Raw genomic sequence first — 6,096 nt, forward strand, 5'->3', positions numbered from 1 at the left:
CATGCCCGGTCCCCTCGGCTTCAGGCTGCCTGGGCGGTGCCGACCGGCCCTTCGGGCACCCGACCCTCCTCGACCCCGTGGCAGGCGACCAGCGCCTCGCCGCTGCGGATCGGGTTGGGCCGTTCGGTCTTGCAGCGGTCGTTGGCGAAGGGGCAGCGCGGATGGAACGAGCAGCCGGACGGCGGACTGATCGGGCTCGGCACCTCGCCCGCGACCGGCGTCCGCTGCCGCCCGGTCATGTCCATGTCCGGGATCGTGTCGAGCAGCATCCGCGTGTAGGGATGGCGCGGCTCGCGGAACAGCGTGCGGGCCGGCGCCACCTCGACCAGGCGGCCGAGGTACATCACGCCGACCCGGTCGGAGATGTGATAGACGACCGCGAGGTTGTGCGAGATGAAGAGGTAGGTGAGGCCGAGGTCGCGCTGCAGGTCCTTCATCAGGTTCAGGATCTGCGCCTGCACCGACACGTCGAGCGCCGAGGTCGGCTCGTCGCAGACGAGGAACTCGGGATTGCTCGCGAGCGCGCGGGCGATCGAGATGCGCTGGCGCTGGCCGCCCGAGAACTCGTGCGGGAACTTGACGCCGTCGGCGGGCGTCAGGCGGACATGGCGCAGCAGTTCGTCGACCCGGGCGTTGATCGCCTTCTCGCCCGCCAGCAGCTTGTAGGCCCGGATGGGCTCGGCGATGATCTGGCGGACCCGCCAGCGCGGATTGAGGCTGGCATAGGGGTCCTGGAAGATCATCTGGATGCGCGAGCGGATCGGCGCCATCGCCCGGCGCGAGGTCATGCGGCCGAAATCGTGGCCGTCGAACTCGATCGTCCCCGAGGTCGCGCGGTAGAGCCCGACCACCAGCCGCGCCACGGTCGACTTGCCGCAGCCGGATTCGCCGACGAGCGAGAAGGTCTCGCCCTTGCCGATGCCGAAATCGATGCCGTCGACCGCCTTCAGGATCTGGCGGGGCTTGCCCTCCAGCACGCGGTTCAGCAGGGGCGGCGAGACGTCGAAATAGCGGCTCAGCCCTTCGACGCGGACGAAGGCGGCCGGGCTGCCCGCGGCCGGGCGGGCCGTCGCGGTGTCAGGCATGTCCCACCCCCTCGGCATATTTCCAGCAGGAGACCCGGTGGAAGGGCCCGACGTCGATGAGGTCGGGCCGCTCGCGCCGGCAGCGGTCGAAGACGAGCGGGCAGCGCGGGTTGAAGGCGCAGCCCGTCGGGATTTCGGTCAGGCGCGGCATCGAGCCCTCGATCTGGGTCAGCCGCTCGTCGCCGTGGCCGATGCGCGGGATCGAGCCCATCAGCCCCACCGTGTAGGGATGCTTGGGGTTCTTGATGACCTCGCGCACCGGTCCGATCTCGGCGATCCGGCCGGCATACATGACCGCGACCCGGTCGGCCGTCTCGGCGATCACGCCCATGTCGTGCGTGACCAGCATCACCGCGGTTCCGTGCTCGCGGCAGAGCCGCTTCAGGAGCGCGATGATCTGGGCCTGGATCGAGACGTCGAGGGCGGTCGTCGGCTCGTCGGCGACGATGAGCCGCGGGTTGGCGCAGAGCGCGAGCGCGATGACGACACGCTGGCGCATGCCGCCCGAGAACTGGTGCGGATACTGTTCGATGCGGCGCTCGGGGGCCGGGATGCCGACCTCCCGCAGCAGCGACAGGGCCCGCTCGCGCGCCGCGGTCGGCGACAGGTCGGAGTGGGTCTGGATCGTCTCGACCAGCTGCTTGCCGACCGAATAGAGCGGGTTGAGGCTGGTCAGCGGGTCCTGGAAGATGGCGCCGATGTGCTTGCCGCGGATCTGGCGCATCTCCTCGTAGGGGAGATTGTCGATCCGCCGCCCGTCGAGCGAGATCGAGCCGCCGGCGATGCGGCCGGGCGGCTCCAGCAGGCCGATGATGGCCGAGCCGGTCATCGACTTGCCGGCGCCGGATTCGCCGACCACGCCCAGCACCTCGCCCGGCGCGATGTCGAAGGATACGCCGTCGACGGCGACGAGCCGTCCGCGGCGGGTGGGGAACTCAACCTTGAGGTCCTCGACCCGGAGAAGGGGTGCGTTCTGCATCAGCGGAGCTTCGGGTTGAGGGCGTCGCGGAGCCAGTCGCCGAGCAGGTTCACCGCCAGGACCAGGATCACCAGCATCACGCCGGGGAAGATCGTCATCCACCACTCGCCCGAGAACAGGAAGTTGTTCCCGACGCGGATGAGGGTGCCGAGCGAGGGCCGGGTCGGCGGCACGCCGACGCCGAGGAAGCTGAGGGTCGCCTCGGCCAGGATGGCGCCCGCCAGCCCGAGCGTGGCGATGACCAGCACCGGGCCCAGCACGTTCGGCAGCACGTGGCGGATCATGATGGTGAACGGGTGGAGGCCGATGATGCGGGCCGCCTGGACATATTCCTTGTTCTTCTCGACCAGCGTCGAGCCGCGCACCGTGCGGGCGTAGGCGACCCAGTTCGAGATGCCGATGGCGAAGATGACGACGTAGAGCGCGAGGTCGTCGTGCATGTCGCGCGGGATGATGCCGCGGGCGACGCCGTCGATGAGGAGCGCGATCAGGATCGCCGGGAAGGACAGCTTGATGTCGGCGATGCGCATGATGACGGCGTCGGTGGTGCCGCCGACATAGCCGCTGATGAGGCCGAGCAGCACGCCCAGCGTCATCGCGAAGAGCGTCGCCGCGAAGCCGACCAGGAGCGACACCCGCGCGCCCAGCAGGATGGTCGAGAAGACGTCGCGGCCCTGGTCGTCGGTGCCGAGCAGGTAGGCCGGGTTGCCGCCCTCGGACCAGACCGGCGGGGTGAAGGCGTCGAGGAGGTTGAGGCTGCGCACGTCGTAGGTGTCGTGCGGGGCGATCCACGGGCCCAGGAGCGAGGCGAAGACGACGATCGCCGTCACGATCGCCGCCGCCACCGTCACCTTGGAGCGGCGGAAGCTGTAGAAGACGTCGCTGTCGACGAAGCGTCGGAGCGCGCCGGGGGGTGCCGTCACGTCGGCCATGTCGGTCTCTTCCCGAAGGCTCAGTGGCCGCCGGCGACGGCGCGATCGGCGCGCAGCCGCGGGTCGACGAAGTAGTAGAGAAGGTCGACCACCAGGTTGATCGCGACGAAGAAGAACGCGATCAGGATCAGGTAGGACGACATGATCGGGATGTCGACGAACTGCACCGCCTGGAGGAAGAGCAGGCCCATCCCCGGCCATTGGAAGACCGTCTCGGTGACGATCGCGAAGGCGATCAGCGAGCCGATCTGCAGGCCGGTGATGGTGATGACCGGCACCAGGGTGTTGGCCAGGGCATGGCCGAAATGCACCGCCCGGTTCGACAGGCCGCGGGCGCGGGCGAACTTGATGTAGTCGGTGCGCAGCACCTCCAGCATCTCGGCGCGGACCAGCCGCATCACCAGCGTCAGCTGGAAGAGCGCCAGGGTGATCGAGGGCAGGATCAGCGCCTTGATCCCGGACAGCGTCAGGAACCCGGTCGACCAGAAGCCGAGCTGGACGACGTCGCCGCGGCCGAAGGACGGCAGCCAGCCGAGATAGACGGCGAAGACCAGGATCAGCAGGATGCCGATCAGGAAGGTCGGCAGCGAGATGCCGATCAGCGACAGGGTGAGGAACACCTTGCTCAGCCAGCGATCGCGGTGGAGGCCGGTGTAGACACCGAGCGGCACGCCGACCAGCAGCGCCAGCCCGGCGGCGCAGAACACCAGTTCCAGGGTCGCCGGCAGGCGCTCGGCCAGCGCGGTCACGACCGGCATGCCGAGCCGGTAGGAGGTGCCGAAGTTCCCCTGCGCGGCGTTCAGGAGATAGACGAAGAACTGGACGTAGAAGGGCTTGTCGAGGCCGAGCGCGGCGCGGAGGTTCTCGCGGTCCTGCTCGGTGGCGTCCTGGCCGACCATGTTGTTGATCGGGTCGCCCAGGAAATTGAACATGCTGAAGGCGACGAACCCCACGACCAGCATGACGATCAGGGATTGAAGGAGGCGGCGGATCACGAACGCGATCATCGCGCCCGCCTCCGTGCCCCGAAGGCGGATTCGGCCCGCCGCGCGATCGTCATCTGCATTCCCCTCGTTCTCCCAAGCCCCGACTGCCCAATTTTCAGGCTATGCCGGCGGCCCAGTAACTAGGCCGCCCGCAAAACCGGCGTCAACGCCTTTCCCCGGTCCGCCCGGCGGCGCGACGCGGACGCCGCCGGCTCCGCGCCGTTCCGCCCGAGATTTCCGCTTCAGGAATCGTACCAACGGCAAGCGGCCGGCCCCATGGCGGGGCCGGCCGCATCCCCGTCACTTCATGCGGACGTAACGCAGCATGACATAGTCGTTCGGCGACTGCGGGATGGCCGCGACGGTGTCGCGCGCCGCCCAGGCCAGCGGCGGCTGGTGCAGCGGAATGTGCCCGAAGTCCTCCTTGTGGAGCTTCATGGCGTCGTAGATCATCTTGTTGCGCTTCTCCTGGTCGGTCTCGACGCGGATCAGCTTGGTCAGTTCGTCGACCTTGGGGTTGGAGTAGCGGCCGCTGTTGTTGGAGCCGGCGCCGGGCGTGGCGTTCACCGTCATGACGATGTTGTAGAGCATGTCATAGGCGTCGTAGGTGCCCCAGCCCAGCATGTAGAAGCTGGTATTGTTGCCGGACCGCGTCCCGATCTTGTCGAAATGCTTGGACTTGGTCTGGGCGTTCAGCTTCACCGTCACGCCGACCCGTCCCAGCATCGGCACGATCGCCTGGCAGATCGCCTCGTCGTTGACGTAGCGGTCGTTCGGGCAGTCGAGCGTCACCGTGAACCCGGTCGGATAGCCGGCCTCCGCCAGCAGCTTCTTGGCGCCGTCCGGATCGAACGGGTAGCGGCTCTCCAGTTCCTTGGAGTAGCCGGTGGCGCCGCGGCCGACCATCTGCCCGGTCGGGATCGAGACGTTGCGCATGACGACGCGCTTGATCGCGTCGACGTCGATCGCCTGGTAGAAGGCCTGGCGCACCCGCTTGTCCTTGAACGGGTTCTTGCCCGAGCCCGGCATGTCGAGCAGTTCCGGCCGCCACTGGTCCATGCCGAGGAAGACGACGCGCAGTTCCGGCCCCTGGAGCACCTTGATGCCGGCCGTGCGCTCGATCCGCGGGATGTCCTGGAGCGGCACCGGGTACATCATGTCGACCTCGCCCGACAGCAGCGCGGCCACGCGGGTGGCGGCGTTGGCGATCGGCCGGAACTCGACCCGGGTCAGGTTGTGCGCCGGCTTCTTGTTCCACCAGTCGGGGTTGGGGACCAGCACCGTGCGGGTGTCGGGAACCCGGTCGAGGATCTTGAAGGGCCCGGTGCCGTTGGTGTGCGTGTTGGCGTAGCTCTCGTTGCCGACGATGCCGCGGACCGGGGTCGTCGTGTTGTGCTTCTCCGCCCACGGCTTCGACATGATGAAGAGCGAGGTCAGGTCCTGGTCGAGGATCGGGTTCGGTCCCTCGGTCAGGATCTCGATCGTGTGGGCGTCGACCTTGCGGACCTCCTTGATGGTCAGCGAGGCCGTGCGCATGCCGCCCTGTTCGTGCTGGTTGCGCTTGACCGAGAAGACCACGTCGTCGGCCGTGAACGGCGTGCCGTCGTGGAACTTCACGCCCTCGCGCAGCTTGAAGCGCCAGGTCGTCGGATCGGTCTGCTTCCATTCCGTCGCCAGGGCCGGAAGCAGCTTCAGCTCGTAGTCGCGGAAGATCAGCGTCTCGTAGACGTTGTTCTTCATCGCGTTGGTCGGCGCCTCGTTGTTGACGTGCGGGTCGAGCCCGTTGATGTCGCCCGACGAAGAGAAGCGGAAGGTCTTGGCCTCGGCCATGCCGTAGGCGGCCAAGGAAAGGGCGACCGCGGTCGCCGCCATCAGTCTCGTCATGCCTTGCCCCTGTGCTGGTGGACGCTCCTCGTCCGGTTCATCCGGTTCTGACGGAGCGGTTGGTTGAACTATGGGGCCGGATTCGCGCGCCGAACAGGCAAAAACGGTCCGGCCCCGTCGCGGCCGACGCTACTTCATGCGGACGTAGCGCGGCATCGGGCTGTCGTCGGGCGGCTGCGGCAGGAAGGCGACGCTGTCCCGGACCGCCCAGGCCAGCGCCTGCTGGTGGA

The 6,096-nt window shown here is 68.1% G+C and carries 5 protein-coding genes; all 5 read right to left on the reverse strand.

Annotated features, from left to right (window positions below; all coding sequences use genetic code 11):
• Positions 1 to 20: 20 nt before the first annotated feature.
• The 5 genes from ACE3Q3_RS13600 to ACE3Q3_RS13620 all read right to left on the reverse strand — a co-directional run bounded on the left by ACE3Q3_RS13600 (position 21) and on the right by ACE3Q3_RS13620 (position 5,866).
• Complete coding sequence (locus ACE3Q3_RS13600) at positions 21 to 1,085, reverse strand: ABC transporter ATP-binding protein (RefSeq protein ID WP_374446900.1); 1,065 nt, start codon at positions 1,083 to 1,085, stop codon at positions 21 to 23.
• Positions 1,078 to 2,064 (reverse strand): ABC transporter ATP-binding protein, encoded by a 987-nt coding sequence (locus tag ACE3Q3_RS13605; RefSeq protein WP_374446901.1) that lies wholly within the window; start codon positions 2,062 to 2,064, stop codon positions 1,078 to 1,080. The genes ACE3Q3_RS13600 and ACE3Q3_RS13605 overlap by 8 nt, the downstream gene beginning before the upstream one ends.
• The gene (locus ACE3Q3_RS13610; RefSeq protein WP_374446902.1) at positions 2,064 to 2,996 is read right to left on the reverse strand and encodes an ABC transporter permease; all 933 of its coding nucleotides are present in this window, start codon (positions 2,994 to 2,996) and stop codon (positions 2,064 to 2,066) included. Before ACE3Q3_RS13610 ends, ACE3Q3_RS13605 begins: the two co-directional genes overlap by 1 nt.
• A gap of 20 nt (positions 2,997 to 3,016) precedes the next feature.
• Complete coding sequence (locus ACE3Q3_RS13615) at positions 3,017 to 4,003, reverse strand: ABC transporter permease (RefSeq protein ID WP_374446903.1); 987 nt, start codon at positions 4,001 to 4,003, stop codon at positions 3,017 to 3,019.
• Between the two features lie 279 nt (positions 4,004 to 4,282).
• Positions 4,283 to 5,866 (reverse strand): ABC transporter substrate-binding protein, encoded by a 1,584-nt coding sequence (locus tag ACE3Q3_RS13620; RefSeq protein WP_374446904.1) that lies wholly within the window; start codon positions 5,864 to 5,866, stop codon positions 4,283 to 4,285.
• Between the last annotated feature and the right edge of the window lie 230 nt (positions 5,867 to 6,096).

This window comes from Allostella sp. (assembly GCF_041913585.1).
Classification (GTDB): Bacteria; Pseudomonadota; Alphaproteobacteria; order ATCC43930; family Allostellaceae; genus Allostella.